The 20882-nt window shown below is 72.9% G+C and carries 19 protein-coding genes and 6 tRNA genes; 16 read left to right on the top strand and 9 right to left on the bottom strand.

What is annotated here, in order from left to right; genetic code table 11:
• Positions 1 to 13: 13 nt before the first annotated feature.
• From ACGFRG_RS20330 to ACGFRG_RS20320, 3 genes are all read left to right on the top strand, one after another.
• Positions 14 to 1180, top strand: a complete 1167-nt coding sequence (locus ACGFRG_RS20330) for a glycerophosphodiester phosphodiesterase (protein ID WP_393265709.1) — start codon at positions 14 to 16, stop codon at positions 1178 to 1180.
• Between the two features lie 103 nt (positions 1181 to 1283).
• On the top strand, positions 1284 to 1778 hold the full coding sequence (locus ACGFRG_RS20325) for a sigma-70 family RNA polymerase sigma factor (protein ID WP_361430300.1): 495 nt from the start codon (positions 1284 to 1286) through the stop codon (positions 1776 to 1778).
• Between the two features lie 35 nt (positions 1779 to 1813).
• A complete protein-coding gene (locus ACGFRG_RS20320) occupies positions 1814 to 2317 on the top strand; it encodes a GNAT family N-acetyltransferase (RefSeq protein WP_361430298.1) in 504 nt (167 codons plus the stop codon).
• Positions 2318 to 2326: 9 nt separating this feature from the next.
• Here the strand turns inward: ACGFRG_RS20320 and ACGFRG_RS20315 are convergent, their stop codons facing one another.
• Both ACGFRG_RS20315 and ACGFRG_RS20310 read right to left on the bottom strand, forming a co-directional pair.
• A complete protein-coding gene (locus tag ACGFRG_RS20315; protein ID WP_361430296.1) occupies positions 2327 to 2788 on the bottom strand; it encodes a hypothetical protein in 462 nt (153 codons plus the stop codon).
• 2 nt (positions 2789 to 2790) lie between these two features.
• Positions 2791 to 3150: a hypothetical protein gene (locus ACGFRG_RS20310; protein ID WP_188271577.1), complete on the bottom strand. Its 360-nt coding sequence runs from the start codon at positions 3148 to 3150 to the stop codon at positions 2791 to 2793.
• Positions 3151 to 3709: 559 nt separating this feature from the next.
• On the opposite strand from ACGFRG_RS20310, the gene ACGFRG_RS20305 reads away from it, so the two are divergent.
• The 8 genes from ACGFRG_RS20305 (at position 3710) to ACGFRG_RS20270 (ending at position 14696) form a co-directional block, all read left to right on the top strand.
• Positions 3710 to 4819 (top strand): ATP-binding cassette domain-containing protein, encoded by a 1110-nt coding sequence (locus ACGFRG_RS20305; RefSeq protein WP_361430294.1) that lies wholly within the window; start codon positions 3710 to 3712, stop codon positions 4817 to 4819.
• Complete coding sequence (locus ACGFRG_RS20300) at positions 4816 to 5484, top strand: methionine ABC transporter permease (protein ID WP_188271575.1); 669 nt, start codon at positions 4816 to 4818, stop codon at positions 5482 to 5484. The genes ACGFRG_RS20305 and ACGFRG_RS20300 overlap by 4 nt, the downstream gene beginning before the upstream one ends.
• Positions 5485 to 5552: 68 nt before the next feature.
• Positions 5553 to 6416: a MetQ/NlpA family ABC transporter substrate-binding protein gene (locus ACGFRG_RS20295; protein ID WP_361430293.1), complete on the top strand. Its 864-nt coding sequence runs from the start codon at positions 5553 to 5555 to the stop codon at positions 6414 to 6416.
• Positions 6417 to 6588: 172 nt separating this feature from the next.
• Positions 6589 to 7233: a GNAT family N-acetyltransferase gene (locus ACGFRG_RS20290; protein WP_361430291.1), complete on the top strand. Its 645-nt coding sequence runs from the start codon at positions 6589 to 6591 to the stop codon at positions 7231 to 7233.
• A gap of 103 nt (positions 7234 to 7336) precedes the next feature.
• Positions 7337 to 8551 (top strand): precorrin-6y C5,15-methyltransferase (decarboxylating) subunit CbiE, encoded by a 1215-nt coding sequence (cbiE, locus tag ACGFRG_RS20285; RefSeq protein ID WP_361430320.1) that lies wholly within the window; start codon positions 7337 to 7339, stop codon positions 8549 to 8551.
• A gap of 337 nt (positions 8552 to 8888) precedes the next feature.
• Complete coding sequence (cobT, locus tag ACGFRG_RS20280) at positions 8889 to 12428, top strand: nicotinate-nucleotide--dimethylbenzimidazole phosphoribosyltransferase (protein ID WP_393265703.1); 3540 nt, start codon at positions 8889 to 8891, stop codon at positions 12426 to 12428.
• A 144-nt stretch (positions 12429 to 12572) separates the two neighbouring features.
• On the top strand, positions 12573 to 13793 hold the full coding sequence (cobA, locus tag ACGFRG_RS20275) for a uroporphyrinogen-III C-methyltransferase (RefSeq protein WP_393265701.1): 1221 nt from the start codon (positions 12573 to 12575) through the stop codon (positions 13791 to 13793).
• A gap of 87 nt (positions 13794 to 13880) precedes the next feature.
• On the top strand, positions 13881 to 14696 hold the full coding sequence (locus ACGFRG_RS20270; RefSeq protein WP_361430286.1) for an RNA methyltransferase: 816 nt from the start codon (positions 13881 to 13883) through the stop codon (positions 14694 to 14696).
• A 4-nt stretch (positions 14697 to 14700) separates the two neighbouring features.
• Here ACGFRG_RS20270 and ACGFRG_RS20265 read toward each other — a convergent pair whose 3' ends face one another.
• Complete coding sequence (locus ACGFRG_RS20265; protein WP_361430319.1) at positions 14701 to 15912, bottom strand: serine/threonine-protein kinase; 1212 nt, start codon at positions 15910 to 15912, stop codon at positions 14701 to 14703.
• Positions 15913 to 16113: 201 nt separating this feature from the next.
• Between ACGFRG_RS20265 and ACGFRG_RS20260 the strand changes: the two genes are divergently transcribed.
• Together ACGFRG_RS20260 and ACGFRG_RS20255 are read left to right on the top strand one after the other, a co-directional pair.
• The gene (locus ACGFRG_RS20260; protein WP_361430284.1) at positions 16114 to 16380 is read left to right on the top strand and encodes a hypothetical protein; all 267 of its coding nucleotides are present in this window, start codon (positions 16114 to 16116) and stop codon (positions 16378 to 16380) included.
• 398 nt (positions 16381 to 16778) lie between these two features.
• Entirely contained in the window at positions 16779 to 16988 is a 210-nt protein-coding gene (locus ACGFRG_RS20255) for a hypothetical protein (RefSeq protein ID WP_361430283.1), read from the top strand.
• Between the two features lie 231 nt (positions 16989 to 17219).
• Here the strand turns inward: ACGFRG_RS20255 and ACGFRG_RS20250 are convergent.
• The 6 genes from ACGFRG_RS20250 to ACGFRG_RS20225 all read right to left on the bottom strand — a co-directional run bounded on the left by ACGFRG_RS20250 (position 17220) and on the right by ACGFRG_RS20225 (position 17841).
• Positions 17220 to 17294 (bottom strand) — tRNA-Val (locus ACGFRG_RS20250).
• A gap of 48 nt (positions 17295 to 17342) precedes the next feature.
• Positions 17343 to 17414 (bottom strand) — tRNA-Val (locus ACGFRG_RS20245).
• Positions 17415 to 17462: 48 nt separating this feature from the next.
• A tRNA-Val gene (locus tag ACGFRG_RS20240) sits at positions 17463 to 17534 on the bottom strand.
• 48 nt (positions 17535 to 17582) lie between these two features.
• Positions 17583 to 17654 (bottom strand) — tRNA-Val (locus tag ACGFRG_RS20235).
• 1 nt (position 17655) lies between these two features.
• Positions 17656 to 17729: transfer RNA gene (locus ACGFRG_RS20230), tRNA-Cys, on the bottom strand.
• Between the two features lie 39 nt (positions 17730 to 17768).
• Positions 17769 to 17841: transfer RNA gene (locus ACGFRG_RS20225), tRNA-Gly, on the bottom strand.
• 234 nt (positions 17842 to 18075) lie between these two features.
• Here ACGFRG_RS20225 and ACGFRG_RS20220 point away from each other — a divergent pair.
• From ACGFRG_RS20220 to ACGFRG_RS20210, 3 genes are all read left to right on the top strand, one after another.
• The gene (locus ACGFRG_RS20220; RefSeq protein WP_393265696.1) at positions 18076 to 19137 is read left to right on the top strand and encodes a chorismate-binding protein; all 1062 of its coding nucleotides are present in this window, start codon (positions 18076 to 18078) and stop codon (positions 19135 to 19137) included.
• Entirely contained in the window at positions 19138 to 19959 is an 822-nt protein-coding gene (locus ACGFRG_RS20215; protein WP_361430280.1) for an aminodeoxychorismate lyase, read from the top strand.
• A gap of 81 nt (positions 19960 to 20040) precedes the next feature.
• The gene (locus ACGFRG_RS20210; RefSeq protein ID WP_393265693.1) at positions 20041 to 20877 is read left to right on the top strand and encodes a GNAT family N-acetyltransferase; all 837 of its coding nucleotides are present in this window, start codon (positions 20041 to 20043) and stop codon (positions 20875 to 20877) included.
• The last annotated feature ends 5 nt before the right edge of the window (positions 20878 to 20882 follow it).

Here is a 20882-nt window from a genome sequence, read left to right as displayed (position 1 = left end):
CGAGGGAGCGTTCATGACACAGGGTGAGCGGATGAGCCCCGGGCGGCGCACGCTGCTCGGCGCGGCGGTTCTGGGCACGGCCGCGGCCGGGTTGCCGGCCGCCGCGGCGAGCGCGCGGCCCCGGGAGGGCCAGGGCGCGACGAGCCGTCACGGCTCCTACCGTGACCTGCCGGTCCCGTACGTCATCGGGCACCGGGGCACCGCCGGCTACCGTCCCGAGCACACGCTCGGCTCGTATCAGCACGCCCTCGACCTCGGCGCGCACGTCATCGAGCAGGACCTCGTGCCCACCAAGGACGGGCATCTGGTGTGCCGTCACGAGAACGACATCTCGGGCACCACCGATGTCGCCGCCCACCCCGAGTTCGCGTCCCGCAAGGCCACCAAGACGATCGACGGCACGGCCGTCACCGGCTGGTTCACCGAGGACTTCACGCTCGCCGAGCTCAAGACCCTGCGGGCCAAGGAGCGGCTGCCCGCCAACCGCCAGCGCAACACGATGTACGACGGCCGCTGGGACGTGCCCACCTTCGAGGAGGTGCTGCGCTGGGCCGAGCGCGAGGGGCGACGCCTGGGCCGCCGGATCTGGCTGCACTCCGAGACCAAGCACCCCACCTACTTCCGCTCGATCGGCCTGCCCCTGGAGGACCGGGTCGCCCGGCTGCTGCGCCGCTACGGGCGCGACCGCCGCGACTCCCCGCAGTTCCTGGAGTCGTTCGAGCCCAGCAGCATCCAGCGGCTGGCGAAGCTGGTCGACACCCCGTCGGTGGTGCTGCTCTCCGGCACCGGCACCCGCCCCTGGGACTTCGTGGCGAGCGGCGACCCGCGCACGGTCGACGACCTGGTCAAGCCCGAGGGCCTGAAGTGGATCGCCTCGTACGCGCAGGGCATCGGCCCCACGCTCGACCTGATCATCCCCAAGGATTCGGCGGGCAGGCTGACCAGGCCGACCACGCTGGTGCGGGACGCCCATGCGCACGGGCTCGTCCTGCACCCGTACACGATGCGCAACGAGAACACCTTCCTGCCCGCCGACTTCCGGCGCGGCACGGACCCCAACGCGTACGGCGACGCCTTCGGGGCCTTCAAGACGTACTACGCCACCGGTATCGACGCGGTCTTCTCCGACAACGCGGACACCGCGCTGCTGGCCGCCGCCGACTTCCGCGCCTCTCGGTAGCCCCTCCGTATCCACCCGCCCCGCCCGTATACGGAACTTCACGTACGGGTGAGATGCGGCCGCCGTCGAAACCGTCCCGGACGGCGGCCGCGTCCCGCCCGGCATGGACCTCGTCAAAGTGCTGAGCCCGCTGCTGGCCGCCGAGGCCGCCGCGGAGGCGCCGGGCGCCGGTGTCGACCCCGCCGACCTCGAACAGGACGTCTGGGTACGTCTGCTGGAGCGCCATCCGGCTGATCCCGTCCCCTGGGTGCGCTGGGCCGTTCGGGCGGAAGTGCGCCGGGCCCGGCGCCGCGCCCGACACGAACAGCCGTTCGTCGCCGAGCCCGCCGCCGACCCCGAAACAGGCCCGGAACGCCGGGTTCTCAGCGAGGAGCTGAGCCGTGCGCTGCGTACGGCCGTGGCCAGAACCCCGGGCAACTGCCCCCGGCTGCTGACCGCACTTCTTTCGCCCAGCGACCTCACATACCGCGAAATCGCAGGGGAGTTGGATATCTCACAGGGGAGTCTAGGGCCGATGCGTTCCCGTTGCCTGGGATGCCTGCGCAGAATGCTGGCGGCGGAGGTTGCGGCTCCTGAACTGCGGGGAAAGGAGCGTTAGACAACCGGCGGACAGGTAGCGGAAGGCATGCACCCATGGGCATGAGCGTGACCATCTCTGCGGCGCGTGAAGGCGACTGCGAGCAGATCCTCAAGCTTCAGTACCTCTGCTACCAGAGCGAGGCGGAGCTGTACGGCGACTACTCGATCGAGCCGCTCACCCAGACCCTCGACGGCCTGCGGGCCGAGCTCGGCAGAGGCTACGCGCTGGTGGCGCGGCTCGGCGACGAGGTGGTCGCCTCGGTGCGCGGCGGCGTGGACGCGACGGGCACCGGCCGGATCGCGAAGCTGATGGTGCACCCCCGGATGCAGGGCCACGGTCTGGGCAGCCGACTGCTCGCCGCCATAGAGGAGCACTTCGCGGGCGAGCTCGCCGCCAAGCGCTTCCAGCTCCTGACCGGCCACCGCAGCGAGTCGAACCTGCGGCTCTACCGCAGGCACGGCTACGCGCCCGTCTCCACCGAGCCGCTGACCGCGAAGCTCTCGCTGGTCACGCTGGAGAAGGAGGCGGCGGCCGGGGAGTTCATGGCCAGCGCCTAGGGTCTGCGCTCAGGCGCTCGCGTCCCCGGGCTCGGGCGCCCGCGTGCCGTTGCGGCGCAGCCACAGCATGCCGAGGACCGGCAGGATGACCGGGATGAAGAGATAGCCCACGCCGTAGTCCGACCAGACCGTGGCATCCGGGAAGGCGGACTTGTCCGCCAGCGTCCAGGTGCCCACGGTCAGGACGAACACCAGCTCGGCGGCGCAGCACACCAGCGCCGCCCGCCGGAACGCCTCGCCGCCGCGCACCAGTGAGTACGTGATGAACGCGTAGACCACGGCGGCCACGGCGGAGAGCACATAGGCCAGCGGCGCCTTGCCGAAGTCCTGGATCATCTGGACGATCGAGCGGGAGGCGGCGGCGACGGTGAACACCCCGTAGAACCAGACCAGTACCCGGCCGGGGCCGCTGCCCAGCTTCTTCGGCGCGGATTCGTCCCGCCCGGTGGACTCGGTGGTGGACTCGGCCACGGTCACCCTCCCCAGATGTCGTAGAGACGCACTTCGAGAACCGCGAGCACCACCGCGCCGGCCGAGACCGTCACCGAGCCCCACTTGGTCCGCTCGCTCAGCGAGAGCATGCCGGCCGCCGGGACCGCCGCGAACGAGCCGACCAGATAGGCGACGAAGATCGCCACGCCCTGGTCGGGCCGCTCGCCCCGGCCGAGCTGCACCAGGCCGATCACCAGCTGGGCGAGGGCCAGCACGGTGACGACGGCCATACCGATGAAGTGCCAGTCCTTGGTGGGCTGGTCCCGGTAGGCGGCGAAGCCGCACCAGGCGGCGAGGGCGAGCGCGGCGGCGGCGACCGCGACCGTCAGGGCGTCAAGCATGAGAACGAGCGTATTACGGGCCGAAGCGCCCGATGCGCGCGCCCCGGGCGGGACCGGGGGCGCGATCGGGCCGTGCGATCCGGCCGCCGTGGCCTTGACCACAGGGCGCCGCCGCCCGCGAGCGCGCCGCGGCATGCGCCGCGAAGCCGCCGCCGGTCGTATCGGCCCAGGCCAGGCGGGGGAGAGGGGCGTTCGGCGGGCGTTTTCGCCGGTCGGGAACCGCCCGCCGGGCGTCCGTATGGCGGGCGAATGCTGTCCGCTATCCGGACAGCCTTGATCCGCTGTTCGCTCCTTCTGCTTTACTTCATGCATGACCACGACGAGCAGCCGCACCCTTGCGACCGAGGCGATGAACACGCCCGGTGCTCGTTGTATGTGTCGAATGTGCGCCTTCTGAGGGCCCCCGCCTGAGCCTCGCGCCCCGAAGCGAGACCCATGAGCCATGCCCGCGCACGCCATGCCTCCCGGTTACCACCGATGTGGCTGTGACGCGTCCCGAACACGAATGCACCGTGCCCGGCGGACACCGCGCCGCGCACTCGACAGTGACGGAAATCCTGTGATCACCACTACGGGCCTCACCAAGGTCTACCAGTCGCGCGGCCGTGAGGTCACCGCCCTGGACGGCGTCGATCTCCACGTCCGCGAGGGCGAGGTCTTCGGCGTCATCGGCCAGAGCGGCGCCGGCAAGTCCTCCCTCATCCGCTGCGTCAACCTCCTGGAGCGGCCGACCTCCGGCACCGTGACCGTCGACGGCGTCGACCTCACCGCGCTCGCCGGACGCGGCCGCCGGGCCGGGAAGGAACTGCGCCAGGCCCGCAGCCGTATCGGCATGGTCTTCCAGCACTTCAACCTGCTCTCCGCGCGCAACGTCCAGGACAACATCGAGCTGCCGCTCGAAATCCTCGGCATCTCCGGCAAGGAGCGCTCGCGCAAGGCCCTGGAACTGCTCGATCTGGTGGGCCTCGCCGACAAGGCGAAGGCGTACCCCGCGCAGCTCTCCGGCGGCCAGAAGCAGCGCGTCGGCATCGCCCGGGCGCTGGCCGGCGACCCCAAGGTGCTGCTCTCCGACGAGGCGACCAGCGCGCTCGACCCGGAGACCACCCGCTCCATCCTCCAGCTGCTGCGCGACCTCAACCAGCAGCTGGGGCTGACCGTGCTGCTCATCACGCACGAGATGGACGTCGTCAAGACGGTCTGCGACTCGGCCGCGCTGATGAAGCGGGGACGGATCGTCGAGACCGGCACCGTCGGCGAACTGCTCGCCACCCCCGGCTCCGAGCTCGCCGCCGAGCTGTTCCCCGTCACGGGAGCGGCCACCGGCCCCGAGCGGACCGTGGTCGACGTCACCTTCCACGGCGAGACGGCCACCCAGCCGGTCATCTCGCAGCTGTCCCGTACGTACAACGTCGACATCTCGATCCTCGGCGCCGCGATGGACACCGTCGGCGGGCGCCAGATCGGCCGGATGCGCATCGAGCTGCCCGGACGGTACGAGGAGAACGTCGTCCCGGTCGGGTTCCTGCGCGAGCAGGGGCTCCAGGTCGACGTGGTCGAAGCCGACGACGCGGTCGAGGCCGAAGTCGCAGCCGAGGCCGAAGAAGCGCTCGAAGCAGACATCCCGGCGCAGGCGCAGGCCGCCGCTCCGGTCAAGGAAGGTGCCAAGTGAGCTGGTCCGAGATGCAGCCACTGCTGTCCCAGGGAACCGTCGACACCCTGTACATGGTGCTGTGGTCCACCCTCGTCACCGTCGCGGGCGGACTGCCCCTCGGTGTGCTGCTCGTCCTCACCGACAAGGGCGGACTGCTGCAGAACCGGCCGGTGAACAAGGTCATCGGCGTGATCGTGAACATCGGCCGCTCGCTGCCGTTCATCATCCTGCTGATCGCGCTCATCCCCTTCACCACCTGGGTGGTCGGCACCTTCATCGGCCCGACCGCGATGATCGTGCCGCTCGCCGTCGGCGCCATCCCGTTCTTCGCGCGGCTCGTCGAGACCGCGATCCGCGAGGTCGACCACGGGCTCGTCGAAGCCGTCCAGTCGATGGGCGGCGGCGTGCCGACCATCGTCGGCAAGGTGCTGCTCCCGCAGGCGCTGCCGTCGCTGATCGCGGGGCTCACCACCACCGTGATCACGCTGGTCAGCTACTCGGCGATGGCCGGCGCGGTCGGCGGCGAAGGCCTCGGCTCCAAGGCCATCACCTATGGCTTCCAGCGCTTCGAGACCCAGTTCATGCTCATCACCGTCGTCCTGCTGATCGCCATCGTCACGGTGATCCAGCTGATCGGCGACGGTGCGGTACGCCTGCTGGCCCGCCGGGGCCGTACCTCCTGAACTTCCCTCACAACGGCCCGCACTCCTTGTCCGGGCGACACCCGCACCACCAGAAAGAGGCACTTTTCGTGCGTAAGAACATCAAGCTCACCGCGGCTGCCGCCGCCACCGCCGCGCTCGCTCTCGGCCTCACCGCCTGCGGCACGTCCTCCGACCCCAAGTCGTCGTCCGCCAAGGGCGCCTCGGCCGACCCGAACCAGACGCTGGTCGTCGCCGCGTCCCCGACGCCGCACGCCGACATCCTCAACTTCGTGAAGAAGAACCTGGCCGAGAAGGCCGGGCTCAAGCTGGAGGTGAAGGAGTTCACGGACTACGTCCTGCCGAACACCGCCACCCAGCAGGGCCAGGTCGACGCCAACTTCTTCCAGCACAAGCCCTACCTCGACGACTTCAACAAGAAGAACGGCACCACCATCGTGCCGGTCGTCAACGTCGAGCTGGAGCCGCTGGGCCTCTACTCCAAGAAGGTGAAGTCCGCCAAGGACCTCACCTCCGGCAAGACGGTCGCGGTCCCCAACGACACCACCAACGAGGGCCGTGCGCTCCAGCTGCTCGCCTCGCAGGGCCTGATCACGCTCAAGGACGGCGTCGGCAACTCCGCCAAGCTCTCCGACGTCAAGGACAGCAAGGGCCTGAAGTTCAAGGAGATCGAGGCCGCCACGCTGCCCCGCGCCCTGAACGACGTCGACGCCGCGGTCATCAACGGCAACTACGCCATCGAGGCCAAGCTCAGCCCGGCCAAGGACGCCCTCGTCCTGGAGAAGGCGGACGGCAACCCGTACGCCAACTTCCTCGCCGTAAAGAAGGGCAACGAGGCCGACCCGCGGATCCAGAAGCTCGCCAAGCTGCTGAACTCCGACGAGGTCAAGAAGTTCATCCAGGACAAGTACCAGGGCTCGGTCATCCCGGCCTTCGGCGCCGTCAAGTCCTGACGCCCCCCTGGCAGTTCCCGTGCCGCGTCCGGGCCCCGCACACCACCAGGTGCGCGGGGCCCCGGCGTTGGCGTCCCGGCACAGGCGTCCCCCGGCCATGCGCGTCCTCGGCCCGATGCTGCATGCTGTGCCTTTACGGCCTGACGACCGTCCCCCCGGCATGGAGCGGAACATGACTAGCCCGACCCCGGTCTTCCCGGACATCTCCATCAGCACCGACCGCCTGGTGCTGCGCCCACTGGACGAGGACGACATCCCCGACCTGGCCGCGATGATGAACGACGACCTCGTCGCCGCCTGGACCACGGTGCCCCAGCCCTACACGGAGGCGGCCGCCCGCACCTGGGTCACCGAGTACGCCCCGGCCCAGCTCGCCGCCGGACGCGGCATCGACTTCGCCGTGACCGAATTCCTCACCCAGCGCCTGGTCGGCATCGTCCAGCTCGACGAGACCGACTGGCGGGTGCGCTCGGCGCAGATCTCGTACGTCATCGCCCCCTGGGCCCGTGGCGAGGGCTACGCCTGCGAGGCCGCGCTCGCCACCGCCCAATGGCTCTTCCGCGACCAGGGGTTCGAGCGCATGGAGCTGCGCACCGCCGCGGACAACACCGCCTCCCAGCAGGTCGCGCAGAAGATCGGCTGCATCAGCGAGGGCGTGCTGCGCAACGCCTGCATAGCGCGGACCCAGACCGCGGACGGCGGCTGGGCGGACATCCGTACCGACATGATCGTGTGGAGCCTGCTCCCGGAGGACCTGGAAGGCGTCGCCGACCAGTTCGCCGACGCGGGATACGCCTCGTTCGCCGACTGGAACTGACCCGGCCGCCGGAGCGCCCGGCCCCGCCACAGCAGGTACTCTCACCGTGGCCCGGCCCATCGAGGCCGCCCCGACCTGCGACGACTCCTGGAGACTGACGACGATGGCCGACCGCGTCACGGTGATCGGCTGGGACGGCTCGCCGCTCACCGCGGCGGCCGGGGCCGCGCTGTCCGCCGCCACCCTGGTGGCCGGTGCCGCCCACCACCTGGCGCTGCCCGAAGTGCCCGCGCGCGCCGAACGGATCCGCCTGGGCAGCGTCGACCTCGCCGCCCGCCGCATCGCCGGCCACCGCGGCAGCGCCGTCGTCCTGGCCGACGGCGACCCCGGGTTCTTCGGTGTCGTGCGCACCCTGCGCGCCCCCGAGCACGGCCTGGAGGTCGAGGTGGTGCCGGCGGTCTCGGCCGTGGCCGCCGCCTTCGCCCGGGCCGGGATGCCGTGGGACGACGCCCAGGTCGTGGTCGCCCACCGCCGTACGCTGCGCCGCGCGGTCAACGTATGCCGGGCGCACCCCAAGGTCGCCGTCCTCACCTCGCCGGGCGCGGGGCCCGCCGAGCTCGCGCTGCTCCTCGACGGCGTCCACCGCACCTTCGTCATCTGCGAGGAGCTGGGCAGCGAGCGCGAACAGGTCACCGTGCTCACCTCCGACAAGGTCGCCGACCACGCCTGGCGCGACCCCAATCTGGTCATCGTGCTCGGCGGCAGCGGCCACGCGGTGCCGGGCCCCGGCTGGATCGCCGGCCGCGACCCGGCCCACCCGCGCTCCGTACGCGGCTGGGCGCTGCCCGCCCAGGAGTACGGCGAGCTCGGCGCGGGCGAGTCGGCCGATCTGCGCGCCGCCCAGCTGGCCCGGCTCGGCCCACGCACCGGCGACCTGGTCTGGGACATCGGCTGCGGCAGCGGCGCGCTCGCCGCCGAGGCCGCCCGGTTCGGCGCGGCCGTCATCGCGGTCGACGCCGACCCGGCCGCCTGCGCCCGCACCGAGACCCTGGCGCGGCGCTTCGGCGTCCAGCTGCATGTGGTCGCGGGCCGCGCCCCGCACGTACTGGAGTCGCTGCCCGAGCCCGACGTCGTACGGATCGGCGGCGGGGGAGCGGCGGTCGTCTCCGCCTGCGCCGACCGGCGGCCCGAGCGGATCGTGGCGCACGCCGCCACCCGCGACGAGGCCGAGGCGATCGGAGCGGCCCTCGCCGAGGGCGGTTACGAGGTGGAGTGCGCGCTCCTGCAGTCCGTGGAACTGGACACGAGCATCTGGTCGGAGCGCGAACGCTCGGTCGCTTTCCTGCTGTCGGGACGGCGTGGAGAAAGGTCCCCGTGATCTCTTCGGCGTGTCGTCCGGGGTAGGCTGGCCGACTGTTGTACCGCACCGGGCCGTTAGGCGCTACGTTCGTCAATGTCCGGAATGGGGAACCCGTTTGGGGCTCTGTCCGCGGTACGTCGGATCCCGGGGAAGCGCAACGTGGCGCACCCCACACGTTCCGTGGCCGAGACAGGGCGCCAGGTCGGCGATCTCCCGCGAGAATGCTGTGTGTTCGCGTGCCGTTCGCACCGCGCGGTGTGCCCGCTCGTTCTTTGTCGACGGGTGCGGACGCGCCGTGCGCGGGCGGTTCCCGGGCGCAGGCCGAGAAAGCACTACAGATGGGCGAGGGGTACGCATGACTGACACCGGCCAGGTCCCGGGCGAGGGACTGCCTCACAGGGACGCGGGCATGGTGGAGCAGCCGGGCGTCCCCGCACCCGGCGCGTACACCTTCCTCGACCCCGCCGACGGTTCGGCGATCGGCGCGGACGACGACGACCTGCTGCTGATGCCGGGCGCCCAGGGCGCCTGGATCGACCCGCAGGCCGCCCCGGCCCCGCTGGCCGCGGCCGTACCGGCGCCCGCGCCCGTGCCCGCGCAGCCCGCCGAGCCGGGCGCGCACGAGGCCGGGGGCCGCGACTCGGGCTCGGTGGATCTGGGCGGCGTACGGCTGCCGCCCGCCGCCGCGAGTGCCGCGCCCGCGCGCCGCCCGCTGCACATGGGCCCGCCGGTGCCGGACGCCACCGGCGGTGTCGTACGGTCCCTGGCCGACCGGGGTCCCGCCGCGGGCGCCCCGGTGAACCCGGCGCCGGCCCGCACGCCGGGCCCGGCGACCACCGGTCCCGAGTACCTGGACGTGCCGCAGGAGGCGGGCGCGTCCGTGCCGCCGCTGGGCGAGCTCGGCCCGCAGGGTGCGACGCCGTGGGAGTCCGTGCCGCCGCAGGAGCCGGTGCGGGAGCAGGTGGCGGCCCAGCCGTTCCCGCCGCAGCACGAGGCCCGGCAGGCGCAGGCCCAGCAGGCACCGCAGGCGCAGGCCCAGCAGCCCGAGCCGCAGCCGGTTGAGGTGCCGCAGCAGGAAGCGCCGTCCCAGGTGTCCCAGCCGCAGCCCGTGCCCCAGCAGGCCCCGAACGCCCCGGTCACCCCTGCAGAAACGGTCGTCCCGGAGGAGCTCGCGGTGGCCGCGGTGCCCGCGCACGCCGCCCCCGCCCCGATCGCCGCCTCCGTGGAACAGCCCTCGCCCGTCGCGCCCGTGCAGCCCGTCGCCCCGGTCGCGCCCCTGCCGTCCGTACCGGCGCCCGCCATCGGTCAGTTCGTGCCCGTCGAGGGTTCGGTCCCGACCGGGCCGCACCTCGCGCCCTCGCCGGTGGAGCCGGTCGCCGGGCCGGTGACCGCCGAGCCCGCGCCGGTGCAGGTGGCCCCGTCGGCTTCCGCACCCGTGGCCGAGCCCGTCGTGGCCGCCGCGTCGGCGGAGCTGCCCGCCGAGGCCGCGCCCGAGCCGGTGGCCGAGGCGGTCGCCGAGCCCGTGCCGCCGGTCGCCGAGGCTCCGGCCGCAGAGGCCCCCGTCGCCGGGGAACCGGCGGCAGTCGAGCCCGTACGTGTCGAGGCCGCCGCCGTCGAGGCCGCTCCCGTCGAGCCCGTCGCCGCGATCGCCGTCGAGCCGGTGGCCGAGGCGGTCGTCGCCCCGGCCGTGGTGCCCGACGCCGCCGAGCCGGTCGCCGAGGCCGCCCCCGCGCAGCCGATCGTGGTGGAGCCCGTGGCCGCCGAGCCGGTCGAGACAGCCGCGCCCGAGGCCGCCGTCGCCGAAGCGGCGGACGCCGCCGTGGCCGAGCCCGTCGTGACCGTCGCCGAGGCCGACGAGCAGGCCGAGCCCGTCGCCGCGACCCCCGTCGTCCCCGTACCCCGGTCGGAGTCCGTGCCGGAGCAGCGGCCCGAGGCGGCCCCGGCCGTCCCGGAGGCCGTGCCCGCTGCCGTACTGGTGACGGACGAGCCCGAGCCCCTGGTGGCCGAGGCCGTGGAACAGGCCGCCCCCGCCCCCGTGTTCATCGACGACGAGGACGAGGACGCCGCCGAGGAGATCACGATCGCCCCGGCCGTCGACGCCTCCGAGCAGCCCGAGCCCCAGCAGGCCGCGCAGGCCGACGGTGACGCGGAGGCCGACGCGGGCGCTCCCGCCCCCGGTTACGCCGACGCCGAGCGCGAGGCCGTGCTGCGCGTGATGCGCGAGCGGCGCGACATCCGCAACGGATTCCGCAGCGACCCCATCCCGCACGAGGTGCTGCTGCGTGTCCTGGAGGCGGCCCACACCGCCCCCAGCGTCGGCCACTCGCAGCCCTGGGACTTCGTGGTCATCCGCTCGGCGGAGACCCGTCGCGCCATGCACGAGCTCGCCCAGCGCCAGCGCGACGCGTACGCGAAGTCGCTGCCCAAGGGCCGGGCCAAGCAGTTCAAGGAACTGAAGATCGAGGCCATCCTCGACACCCCGGTGAACATCGTGGTCACCGCCGACCCCACCCGAGGCGGCCGCCACACCCTGGGCCGCTACACCCAGCCGCAGATGGCCCCGTACTCCTCGGCGCTCGCCGTCGAGAACCTGTGGCTCGCCGCCCGCGCCGAGGGCCTGGGCGTCGGCTGGGTCTCGTTCTTCGACGAGCGCGAGATGGTCCGCGCGCTCGGCCTGCCCGAGCACCTGGAGGTCGTCGCCTACCTCTGTGTGGGGTACGTGGACGAGTTCCCGGAGGAGCCCGAGCTGATGCAGGCGGGCTGGTCCAAGCGCCGCCCGCTGTCGTGGGTGGTCCACGAGGAGACGTACGGCCGTCGCGCGCTGCCCGGCGAGGACCCGCACGACCTGCTCCAGGAGACCGTCGCGGGCATCCGTCCGCTGGACGCCAAGGCGCTCGGCGAGGCGTGGGAGCGGCAGAAGCGGATGACCAAGCCGGCCGGTGCGCTCGGCATGCTGGAGATCATCTCCGCACAGCTCAGCGGCCTGTCCCGCAAGTGCCCGCCGCCGATCCCGGAGCCCGCGGCCGTCGCGATCTTCGCGGGTGACCACGGTGTGCACGCCCAGGGCGTCACCCCCTGGCCGCAGGAGGTCACCGGCCAGATGGTCGCCAACTTCCTGGGCGGCGGCGCGGTCTGCAACGCGTTCGCCAACCAGGTCGGCGCCGAGGTCTGCGTGATCGACGTGGGCGTGGCCAGCGAACTCCCGGCCACCCCGGGGCTGCTGCCCCGCAAGGTGCGCCCCGGCACCGGCGACATGACGACCGGGCCCGCCATGACCCGCGAGGAGGTCGTCGCGGCCGTCGAGGTCGGCATCGAGACCGCCCGCGACCTGGTGGCGGCGGGCAACAAGGCGCTCCTCACGGGCGAGATGGGCATCGCCAACACCACGGTGTCGGCCGCCCTGATCTCCCTGTACACGGGCGTCGACCCGGCCGAGGTCACCGGCCGCGGCACCGGCATCAACGACGAGACGCACGCCCGCAAGGTCGACGTGGTGCGCCGCGCCCTGGAACTGCACAGCCCGGACCCGGCCGACCCGATCGGCGTCCTCGCCGGGGTCGGCGGCCTGGAGCACGCGGCCATGGTCGGCTTCATCCTCGGCGGCGCCTCGCTGCGTACGCCGGTGATCCTGGACGGTGTGAGCGCGGGCGCGGCGGCCCTGGTCGCACGGGCCATCGCCCCCGAGGCGCTGGCCGCGTGCATCGCGGGCCACCGCAGCGCCGAGCCCGGCCACGCGGCGGCCCTGAACAAGCTGGGCCTGCGCCCGCTGGTCGACCTGGACCTGCGCCTCGGCGAGGGCACGGGCGCCCTGCTCGCCCTGCCGCTGGTCCAGAGCGCGGCCCGTGCGATGCACGAGGTCGCGACCTTCGACTCGGCCGGAGTTACCGAGAAGTAGCCACTGTCGTACCCGGTGTGCCCGCCCGTTCCGCAGTGCGGAACCGGCGGGCACACCGGGCGACGGTCCGCAGACAATGGGGTCCGGGGCGACGCCCCTGTCCTCCGCCGACGCCCGCCGACGCCGCACCAGGAGCCACCCGCCATGGCAGAACACCCCGCGTACCCCGTAGGACTCCGCCTCACCGGCCGCCGGGTCGTCGTCATCGGCGGCGGCCAGGTCGCCCAGCGCCGCCTCCCGGCCCTGATCGCGGCCGGCGCCGACATCGTCCTGGTCTCCCCGGCCGCCACCCCCTCCGTGGAGGCGATGGCGGACACCGGCGAGATCGCCTGGCACCGCCGCGCGTACGAGGACGGCGACCTCGGCGACGCCTGGTACGCCCTGATCGCGAGCAGCGACACGGCCGCCAACGAGCGGGCCTCCGCCGAGGCCGAGCGCCACCGCGTCTGGTGCGTACGCTCCGACGACGCCTCCCGGGCCACCGCCTGGACCCCGGCCACCGGCCGCAGCGAGGGCGTCACGGTCGCCGTGCTCACCGGCGGCGCCCCCGACCCGCGCCGCACCGCCGCCGTCCGCGACGCGGTGGTCGAGGGGCTGCGCGACGGCACCCTGGTCGCCCCGCACCACCGCACCCGGACGCCCGGCGTGGCCCTCGTCGGCGGCGGCCCCGGCGACCCGGACCTGATCACGGTGCGCGGCCGCCGGCTGCTCGCCGAGGCCGACGTCGTCATCGCGGACCGGCTCGGCCCCCGCGACCTGCTCGACGAACTCCCGCCGCACGTCGAGGTGATCGACGCCGCGAAGATCCCGTACGGCCGGTTCATGGCCCAGGAGGCCATCAACAACGCGCTGATCGAGCACGCCAAGGCGGGCAAGGCGGTCGTGCGGCTCAAGGGCGGCGACCCGTACGTCTTCGGGCGCGGCATGGAGGAGCTGCACGCGCTGGCCGAGGCGGGCATCGCGTGCACGGTCGTCCCCGGCATCTCCAGCTCCATCTCGGTGCCGGGCGCGGCCGGGATCCCGGTCACGCACCGGGGCGTGGCGCATGAGTTCACCGTGGTCAGCGGCCATGTGGCGCCCGACGACGAGCGGTCCCTGGTGGACTGGCCGGCGCTGGCGAAGCTGCGCGGCACCCTGGTGATCCTGATGGGCGTCGACAAGATCGGCGCGATCGCGCGGACCCTGATCGAGCACGGCAAGAACCCCGAGACCCCCGTGGCTCTGGTCCAGGAGGGCACCACGGCCGCCCAGCGCCGGGTGGACGCGACGCTGGCGACGGTGGGGGAGACTGTGGTGACCGAGGACGTGCGTCCGCCGGCCGTCATCGTCATCGGCGACGTCGTGACCGTCGGCCCCGCCAGCTAGGCTCGGTCGCCCGAACCGGATTACCGGCGGTAACGGATCTCGGTCCCAGCCGTTGGCACCACACCCAGGACAAGGCAGTATCACCCTGTGGCTGATCTCATCACCATCGACGACCCCGACGACCCGCGCCTGCGCGACTACACGGGCCTGACCGACGTCGAGCTGCGGCGCAGGCGCGAGCCCGCCGAGGGCCTGTTCATCGCCGAGGGCGAGAAGGTCATCCGACGGGCCAAGGACGCCGGTTACGAGATGCGGTCCATGCTGCTCTCCGCCAAGTGGGTCGACGTCATGCGCGACGTGATCGACGAACTCCCTGCGCCGGTCTACGCGGTGAGCCCCGACCTCGCCGAGCGCGTCACCGGCTACCACGTGCACCGCGGCGCCCTCGCCTCGATGCAGCGCAAGCCGCTGCCGACGGCCGAGGAGATCCTGGCGACCAGCCGCCGGGTAGCGGTGATGGAAGCCGTGAACGACCACACAAATATCGGGGCGATCTTCCGCAGCGCCGCGGCCCTCGGCATGGACGCCGTGCTGCTCTCACCGGACTGCGCCGACCCGCTCTACCGCCGCTCGGTGAAGGTCTCCATGGGCGCGGTCTTCTCGGTCCCGTACGCGCGCCTGGAGTCCTGGCCCAAGAGCCTGGCGACGGTACGCGAGGCGGGCTTCCGGCTGCTCGCCCTCACCCCGGACGAGAAGGCCTCGGACATCGGCGAGACCGCGCCCCACCGGCTGGACAGGGTGGCCCTGATGCTCGGCGCCGAGGGCGACGGGCTCTCCCGGCAGGCGCTGGTCGCCGCCGACGAATGGGTCCGCATCCCGATGGCCCACGGCGTCGACTCCCTGAACGTGGGCGCGGCGGCGGCGGTCGCCTTCTACGCGGTGGCGACGGGCCGCCCGGAGTAGCCCGCTACAGCTGCTGCGCCGCCGCGATCCCCAGCGCCACGATCAACGTGACCACGAAGAACACGATGAGGCGCTGGCGCAGCAGCCTGGGGTTGGCGGGACGCAGTCGGCCCGTGCCCGTGCGGGCGCCCGGACGGGTGCCGGGGCGGCCGTTGGTCCCGTTGGTACGGCTGACCGGTCGCGTGCCGTTGCGGGGCGCGGCCGGACGCGAGCCGCCGGTGCGCGGCCCGCTGGGGCGCGGCGTCCCGGTCCGCTGCCCCGCGCCGGTGCCCCGGCCCGTGTCGGTGTAGCGCTGGGTGCGCTCGTCGTGCTCGTACCGCTCGGGGAGCCGCCCGGTGGGGCGCTCCGCCTCGGAGCGGTCGCGCTGCGCGGGCGGCCGGGCATCCAGGCCGCCCTGCGCCTCCCGCGCCGCGATCTCCTTGAGCCGCATGGACAGTTGGAGGGTGCTCGGACGCTCCTCCGGGTCCTTCGCGAGACAGGCCCGCACCAGCGGGGCCAGCGCGTCCGGCACCCCGTGCAGCTGCGGCTCCTCGTGGACCACGCGGTAGAGCATGACCTCCGAACTGCCGTGCCCGAAGGGCGAGTCGCCCATCGCCGCGTACGCCAGCGTCGCGCCCAGCGAGAAGACGTCGGTGGCGGGCGTGACCGCCGCGCCGCGCACCTGCTCGGGCGCCAGGAACCCCGGCGAGCCCACGGCCGTGCCCACATGGGTCAGCGTGGAGGCGCCGGTGGCCCAGGCGATGCCGAAGTCGATGATCCTGGGGCCCTTGGGGGAGAGCAGGATGTTGGACGGCTTGAGGTCGCGGTGCACCACCCCGGCCTCGTGCACCGCCACCAGGCCCTCGGAGAGCGCGGCGCCGATCGCGGCCGCCTCGGCCGCCGCCAGCGGGCCCTCCTCGGCGACCTTGTCGTGCAGCGAGGGCCCCGGCACGTACTGGGTCGCGAACCAGGGGCGGTCCGCCTCCAGATCGGCCGCGACAAGGCGGGCCGTGCAGCCGCCCCGGATGCGCCGCGCCGCCGAGACCTCGCGGGCGAAGCGCGAGCGGAACTCCTGGTCCTCGGCGAGGTCCGGGCGGATCACCTTCAGCGCGACGCGCTGGCCGCGCCGGTCGGAGCCGAGGTAGACGACACCCATGCCACCCGCGCCGAGGCGCCGGTGGAGCCGGAACGAGCCGACGACACGCGGGTCCTCGCGCCGGAGCCGCATCATCGCCATGTTCATCCCCGCTGCCCGGTCCTGTTGACGTGGCACAGCTTACGTACCCCCGGGCCGGTGTGCTCATAGGCCGCGCCCTCGTGGACCGATCGATTGTCAGTGCCCGGTGGGAAACTTGAAGAGTGGTCAGCGAGCCCCGGCGCGGCGCCCGCTGACCCTGGCGAGATCTCAACGGTCTGTCGCAGAAGGGGGATTGATTCGGTGAAGGGTGACCGAGTGGAGATAGTCGTGGACGCGGGTGACACGACTCGTACGTACGAAGTGGTGGCAAGCCGGGCGGGCCGCAGGGTGGAAACGGCGGTCCGCAGAGGGGTGGTGGAAGTGAGCGAAGTCACCCGCAGCGGCACGGTCGTGCGCACCGCGCGCTTCATGGCGACCAGGGTGCTGGCCCTGGTCGAACAGCCCGTCCCGAGGCAGGACGCCTCGGAGGCGGAGCCCCGCTCAGCACGCGAGGAGCCCAAGTCCTAGGGCCTGTCCGGTGGATCTTGCCTGGGCCGCGGGGTCGTGGCACGCACATCTGCGGCGTTGTCGTCGGTTGCCATGGCTCCGCCATGCCGCCCTCCTCCGCCTTGCAGCTGCACGCACCACGACCCCGCTCACCAGCACCGAAACGGCAACCCGCACCGAAAGCGGCCAGATCCACCGGACAGGCCCTAGTCCCGGCCCCGAGGCCGGTCCTAGGGCCGTCTCCACCCAGGGGAGTACGCGATCGGGGGCCCACTCATCCCCTGGGAGGCCCGGCAATCGGTACGAGGGCATGACGCCCGGCGCCCGCCGCTTCCCTAATGTTGAGGTCAAGCGGCGGGCGCAGCACTCGTCCCCCGAGGTCAGACGCCCGCCGCTGTCGATGCGACAGGAGAGGGACCATGGCGGACACGGCAACGCGGACGGTGCTCCGCGCGCAGGGACGCAAGGCGTATGCCGCAGCGTTCGGCGCCCGCCGGTCCGGTCCGCGCCACCCCTTGGTGGCGACGGCCATGGCCCTTCCCCTGGCGGCCCTGCTCACAGTCGTCTTCGGCGGCTGGGACGCGGTGGTCGCACAGGCGTCGTCCGTGGGCGTGATGCTGGGGCGCTGAGCGGCGCCCCGGACCCGGTAGAGCGGACCGGGTCGGGGACATCCGGCCATTTCAGCCCCGTGGGGACGGGGGTGCGGCGGACGGCAGAAAAGGCGTTGCCCGGTCGGCTGGGGAGCCGACCGGGCAACGCCTTTTGTACGCGCGGACGATGAGCGCGGGAGCACCCGTGAAACATGAGCCGCCGTGATGACGACGGAGCCCCCGGCCTTCGAGAAGGCCGGGGGCTCCGGGTGGTGCGCGATACTGGGATTGAACCAGTGACCTCTTCCGTGTCAGGGAAGCGCTCTCCCGCTGAGCTAATCGCGCGGGATCGGTCAGAACCATACAGGATGGCCACAACCGGGTCGTACTGCGTGCGCGATACTGGGATTGAACCAGTGACCTCTTCCGTGTCAGGGAAGCGCTCTCCCGCTGAGCTAATCGCGCGGGACGTCCTGAACCATACAGGACGGGGTGTTACTCGGTGTTACTGCGTGCGCGATACTGGGATTGAACCAGTGACCTCTTCCGTGTCAGGGAAGCGCTCTCCCGCTGAGCTAATCGCGCGGGACGTCCTGAACCATACAGGACGGGGTGTTACTCGGTGTTACTGCGTGCGCGATACTGGGATTGAACCAGTGACCTCTTCCGTGTCAGGGAAGCGCTCTCCCGCTGAGCTAATCGCGCTTGGAGGTGGAGACGGGATTTGAACCCGTGTAGACGGCTTTGCAGGCCGTTGCCTCGCCTCTCGGCCACTCCACCAGGAGTGAAGATGGGGGTTCGGGAAGATCCCCCACATCGAGCGGACGACGAGATTCGAACTCGCGACCCTCACCTTGGCAAGGTGATGCTCTACCAACTGAGCCACGTCCGCTTGTCGTTTCCGTTTCGCTTGCGCGTCCCGGCGACGTGTTGAACTCTAGCGGATTCCCGGGCCAGTACAAAAACGCGTTTGTGCAGCGTGCTGCGGTGTGCCCGGTCCGCCGCCCCCGTCACGGCCGGTCCGGCGCCCGCGTCGTCCCTGGTCCGCGCCCGGTAGGACCCGCTCCGCGCGCGGTACGCGCCCGGCCCGGGGCGGCGCCTGCCCGGCGCCCCTAGACTCACAACCGTGCACGACCTCGCTCCTCTGGCCCGTTTCGGCGGGCTCCTCGCCACCGATCTCCGCGATGTCACCAGCGACCCGGAGGCCCTGGACTCCGCGGGCTTCTGGGCCGTCGCCGCCGACTTCGAGGGGCGCCTCGTCTGCGCCCGCTTCGGGGACGTACGGCCCGATCCGGTACCGGCCCCCGTCCCGGGCGCCTGGCGCGGGCCCGCCGCCGACGACTGGACGTCGTCGCTCGACCGCGCCGCGTACACCGCGGGCGTGCGCAGGATCCGCGAGCACATCGCGGCCGGCGAGGTCTACCAGGCGAACCTCTGCCGCGTCCTGACCGCCGCGCTGCCCGACCCGGCCGCCGCCGACGTCGACGCGCTCACCGCACTGCTCGCCCGGGGCAACCCCGCCCCCTTCGCCGGAACGATTCGGCTGCCCGCGCACGGCGTGGAGATCGCCACCGCCTCGCCCGAGCTCTTCCTGCGGCGTACGGGCCGGACCGTGGAGTCCGGACCCATCAAGGGGACCGGGCGCACCGAGGCCGACCTCCTGGCGAAGGACTACGCCGAGAACGTGATGATCGTGGACCTGGTCCGCAACGACCTCGGCCAGGTCTGCGCCACCGGCTCGGTCACCGTCCCCGCCCTCTGCGCCGTCGAGCCCCACCCGGGCCTGGTCCACCTCGTCTCGACCGTACGGGGAGAGCTGCGCGCGGACGCGGGCTGGCGCGAGCTCCTCGCGGCGGCCTTCCCGCCCGGGTCTGTGACCGGGGCGCCCAAGTCCAGCGCGCTGCGGATCATCGAGGCGCTGGAGACGGCGCCGCGCGGCCCCTACTGCGGCGGCATCGGCTGGGTGGACGCCGACCGGCGCACCGGCGAGCTCGCCGTCGGTATACGCACCTTCTGGATCGACCGCGCCGACGGCGTCCTGCGGTTCGGCACCGGAGCGGGCATCACCTGGGGCTCCGACCCCGAGGGGGAGTGGGCCGAGACCGAGCTGAAGGCGGCCCGGCTGCTCGCGGTAGCGTCGGGCTCGTATGCGTCCGGCGCGTACACGCAGAGTGGGAGGACCGCGTAAATGCAGATCTGGGTGAACGGCGGGCTGCGGGACGCCGACGCCGCACAGGTGTCCGTGCTCGACCACGGGATGACCGTGGGCGACGGCATCTTCGAGACGGTGAAGGCGGAGCAGGGGCGGACGTTCGCGCTCACCCGCCACCTCGCCCGGATGACCCGCTCGGCCCGTGGCCTCGGGCTGCCCGACCCCGACCTCGACGAGGTCCGTCGCGCCTGCGCCGCCGTCCTCGACGCCAACCCGGTCGCGCTCGGCCGGCTGCGGATCACCTACACCGGCGGCCTCTCCCCGCTCGGCTCCGAGCGCGGCGACACCGGCCCGACGCTGGTCGTGGCCGTCGGCGAGACCGCGCGCCGCCCCGACACCACCGCCGTCATCACCGTCCCCTGGACGCGCAACGAGCGCAGCGCCGTCGCCGGGCTCAAGACCACCTCGTACGCCGAGAACGTCGTCGCCCTGGCCAGGGCCCATGAGCGCGGCGCCAGCGAGGCGCTGTTCGGCAACACGGTGGGCGCGCTGTGCGAGGGCACCGGCTCCAATGTCTTCGTCGTGCTCGACGGCGAGCTGCACACCCCGCCGCTCGCCTCCGGCTGCCTCGCCGGGATCACCCGCGAGCTGGTCGTGGAGTGGACCGGGGCCCACGAGAGCGAGCTGCCTCTGGACGTCCTCGACCGGGCCGACGAGGTCTTCCTGACCTCCACGCTCCGGGACGTCCAGGCCGTGCACCGCGTCGACGGCCGGGAGCTGACCGGCACCCCGGGACCGGTCACCGCCAAGGCCATGCGGGTCTTCGACGAGCGGGCGGCGTCCGACCTGGACCCGTAGACCGGGCACGCGGGGGCCCGGCACGGCGAGTACCGGTCAAACCCGGTGACGCGCGGCGGCCCGGCAGGTACAACGGCCTTGATGACCACGACCATTCGGCCGACCGGGCCGCTCCAGCAGGGCGCCGACGGCGCCACTTCCCGTACGTACGACGTCTGCGTCAACAGCCGCCGCGTCGGCACCATCACGGTCGCCACCCACGCGGGGTTCGGCGCCGCCGTGGGAGTGATCAGCGGGCTGTCGATCGACGAGAGGGACCGGGGGCGCGGCCGGGGCACCGTCGCCGCGCTCGCCGCCGAGGAGGTGCTGCGGGGCTGGGGCTGCGCCCAGGTGTACGCGTCGGTGCCCGCCGACGCCACGGCGGCCCTGCGCCTGTCCACGGCCCTCGGCTACACCGAACGCAGCCGCAACATGGCCAAGCGCCTCCTCGCCGAGCCGCCCGCGCTGCCCGCCGGGGTGAGCGCCCGCCCGATGACCGAGGCCGAGTACGCGCTCTGGCACCGCCACGAGCAGGAGAACTACGCCCGCAGCTGGATCGCCAAGGGCATGTCGCCCGAGCAGGCCCGCGCCAAGGCCGAGGCAGACCACCGCGCCAACCTGCCCGACGGCCTCGCGACCCCTGGCACCCACCTCCAGGTGCTGGTCGACGCCGAGGCCGTGGTGGGACACGTCTGGGTCGCCCGCAAGGAGCTGGACACCGGCCCCGGGGCCTACGTCTACGACGTGGCGGTGGCCGGGGAACACCGGGGCCGGGGCCACGGCCGCGCCCTGATGCTCCTCGCCGAACGCCTGGCCACGGCCGACGGCCTGCCGGTCCTCGCCCTCCACGTCTTCGCCGACAACATCCCGGCGCTACGGCTGTACGAGTCCCTGGGCTACGAGCCGACGCAGTACAACAAGGGGAAGCAACTGCTCTGAGGGGT

The sequence above is a fragment of the Streptomyces sp. NPDC048696 genome (assembly GCF_043198895.1).
Classification (GTDB): Bacteria; Actinomycetota; Actinomycetes; order Streptomycetales; family Streptomycetaceae; genus Streptomyces.
The sequence above is the reverse complement of the archived record's forward strand: the minus strand, read 5'-3'. Positions and strand labels throughout refer to the sequence as shown.

Excerpts from the sequence above, each read along its gene's own strand:
- ACGFRG_RS20215 (WP_361430280.1), top strand. The coding sequence starts at position 19,138 with ATGCAGATCTGGGTGAACGGCGGGCTGCGGGACGCCGACGCCGCACAG.
- cbiE (WP_361430320.1), top strand. The coding sequence starts at position 7,337 with ATGGCCGACCGCGTCACGGTGATCGGCTGGGACGGCTCGCCGCTCACC.
- ACGFRG_RS20320 (WP_361430298.1), top strand. The coding sequence starts at position 1,814 with ATGGGCATGAGCGTGACCATCTCTGCGGCGCGTGAAGGCGACTGCGAG.
- ACGFRG_RS20210 (WP_393265693.1), top strand. The coding sequence starts at position 20,041 with ATGACCACGACCATTCGGCCGACCGGGCCGCTCCAGCAGGGCGCCGAC.
- ACGFRG_RS20330 (WP_393265709.1), top strand. The coding sequence starts at position 14 with ATGACACAGGGTGAGCGGATGAGCCCCGGGCGGCGCACGCTGCTCGGC.
- ACGFRG_RS20290 (WP_361430291.1), top strand. The coding sequence starts at position 6,589 with ATGACTAGCCCGACCCCGGTCTTCCCGGACATCTCCATCAGCACCGAC.
- ACGFRG_RS20325 (WP_361430300.1), top strand. The coding sequence starts at position 1,284 with ATGGACCTCGTCAAAGTGCTGAGCCCGCTGCTGGCCGCCGAGGCCGCC.
- ACGFRG_RS20310 (WP_188271577.1), bottom strand. The coding sequence starts at position 3,150 with ATGCTTGACGCCCTGACGGTCGCGGTCGCCGCCGCCGCGCTCGCCCTC.
- cobT (WP_393265703.1), top strand. The coding sequence starts at position 8,889 with ATGACTGACACCGGCCAGGTCCCGGGCGAGGGACTGCCTCACAGGGAC.
- ACGFRG_RS20265 (WP_361430319.1), bottom strand. The coding sequence starts at position 15,912 with ATGGCGATGATGCGGCTCCGGCGCGAGGACCCGCGTGTCGTCGGCTCG.
- cobA (WP_393265701.1), top strand. The coding sequence starts at position 12,573 with ATGGCAGAACACCCCGCGTACCCCGTAGGACTCCGCCTCACCGGCCGC.
- ACGFRG_RS20255 (WP_361430283.1), top strand. The coding sequence starts at position 16,779 with ATGGCGGACACGGCAACGCGGACGGTGCTCCGCGCGCAGGGACGCAAG.